The organism is Candidatus Dadabacteria bacterium (assembly GCA_009837205.1).
Lineage (GTDB): Bacteria > Desulfobacterota_D > UBA1144 > Nemesobacterales > Nemesobacteraceae > Nemesobacter.
The window spans coordinates 1-2,192 of sequence record VXTZ01000034.1 but is presented as its reverse complement, the minus strand read 5'-3'; the positions used below and the strand labels follow the sequence as shown (position 1 = coordinate 2,192).

Genomic DNA, 2,192 nt, shown 5'->3' with positions numbered 1-2,192 from the left:
CTATCGGAAGACGGGGCCCAAGCTCAAGGGCGCGCTCCATGCTTGAAATCGCCTCCGCGTTGCTTCCCAGCTGGTAGAGAGAATCTCCCATGCCCGCGTAGGCCAGCGCGAAAGCCGGATCCGCGTTGACCGCGTCCCGGTACCACTTGAGCGATTCCTCGTAAAGCTTGCGCTCCCGCAGATCCTCCGCCCGGAAAAAAACGGCCGTCGGGTCGGGCGGTTTCATCTGCATGCCCAGTTCCGCGCCGAGATCGAAGTGTCTGTCCGCCTCGCCGTCGCGCCCCATTTTCCGATACCCCTGCCCCAGAAGCGCGTGAGCCTTCGGCACCACCAAAGGCGCGGGCCCGAGTTCAAGGGCCTTTTTAAGACTCGAGACCGCCTCCGGGTACTTGCCGAGAGCAAGAAGCACGGATCCGACGCCTAGGTGATTCAGGGGTTCGCCGGGTTCCAGGGCGGCGATGGCGCGATACCATTTAAGCGACTCATCGTAACGCTCCTGTCCCTTGAGCGCCTCTCCCAGATTCCGGACGGCTTTCGGGTTGAGCGGAAAAATCTCCAGGGAACTACGGGTATGCACTTCCGCTTCCTCGAATTCGCCGAGGCGGACCAGCGCCATGCCAAGATTCTGATGGGCCACCCACGAATCGGGGTTAAGGGAAATGACATGCCTGAACAGAGAAACTTCGTTTCTGTAGACTTCTGACTGATTCCAGGCGGCGAGACCGAGCAAAGCGATTACAAGCAGTCCGGCTATCCCCGCCCCGCGCGACGCGGCGGGGATATTCTGGGCCGCCCGCACGGCAGCGGCCGTGAAAAAGACAATCACTCCGATACCGGCAAGGTACTGATAGCGGTCCGCCACAAACGAGAGCCCCATGTAGCTGTAGTCGACAAATCCAAGCGTCGGAGACAGCGTGACCGCGAAAAAAAGCGCGCACGCCATCGGGCCCCGCCCGATCCGGAAACGCAGCGTCCACAGCGCAAAGACAACTGCGAGTGCCCCTGCGAAGTAAAGCCACCCGGAAGGGTCCGTCGGATCAATCTCCCAGTGAGGGTATATCACCGCGAGGTCCGTCGGCCAAAGAAGCTTTTCAAGATAAAACCACAGGGCCCGCGAGGCGATAAGCAGACGCTCGTAAGCTGAGTAGTCGAAGGGAACGGCCGCATTGGTCTTGTAGAACCATGTGTCAAATCCCGTGACCCCGAGGCCAAGCAGAAAAAACGGCGCCGCCCGCACCAGGTCCACGGGAGTGACGCGGCCGTTTCTCCACCACTGAAAAATGAGAAGCGCAGCCGGCAAGGTGACCGCGATCGACTTGCAGAACAGCGCGGCCCCGAACAGCGCGAGCGCCGCCGCGTACCGCCTGAAGCGAGGCGCCTCGGTAAAGCGTATCCACATAAAGAAGGCACCGAGATAGAACAGGGCCGAAAGCAGGTCCTTTCTCGAAATTATCCACACGACAGACTCCACGTGCAGGGGATGCACGGCGAACACCGCCGCGGCGAACCACGCGCCGGAAACCCCCATGCGCAGAAGCAGACGCCACAAAAGCGCGGTGTTTGCGAAGTGAAGCAGGAGATTTAGGGCGTGATAGCCCAGAGGGTTGAAGCCCCAGAGCTTGTGCTCCAGCCAGAAAGTCGTGTAGAGAAGCGGCCAGTAGTGACCCTCCACCGCGTCTCCCTGCAGATAGGCGCTTGAGGGATTGAACCATATCTGCCAGATCCCGCTCCAGCTCGATACGGCGTCAAGTTTCATCAGTAGGAAGTCATCCCATACAAACTCCCCCCAAAGAGCCGGCAGGTAACTCCCAATCGCAAGCAATCCGAGAACAAGCAGCAAAGACGCGTCGCCGCGCAAACCGGGGGCTAGGGTAAAAAGTCCGGCTGAGACACCGACTGTTCTTTCCCCGCCATTTTTCGTCATGGGGCAACAAGCATACCCGGTGCACAACACCTTATAAAAAGGGAAAAATCCCCACACCATGATCCCGTACATGCGAGTGGATTTTGAGGTTAACACCCCCCACGCCCCGAACACGCGCCCAACCGCCGCTCTCACCCGGAGGAAGTCCTGTTCGCACGCTTAGTCCGCGTCCCAAGCGGCCTGTTCCGGGAACCCTTGCGGTTCACATGGCTTCTGTATCCCTTCTCCTGAAGTTTCTTCTCCGTCTCCTTCGACCTGTATGCGCTGT

General features: G+C 59.7%; 1 pseudogene (running past one end of the window). It reads right to left on the bottom strand.

Annotated elements, in window-relative coordinates:
• Positions 1–2,059: pseudogene (locus F4Z13_07865) on the bottom strand (tetratricopeptide repeat protein) (it extends 65 nt beyond the left edge of the window).
• Between the last annotated feature and the right edge of the window lie 133 nt (positions 2,060–2,192).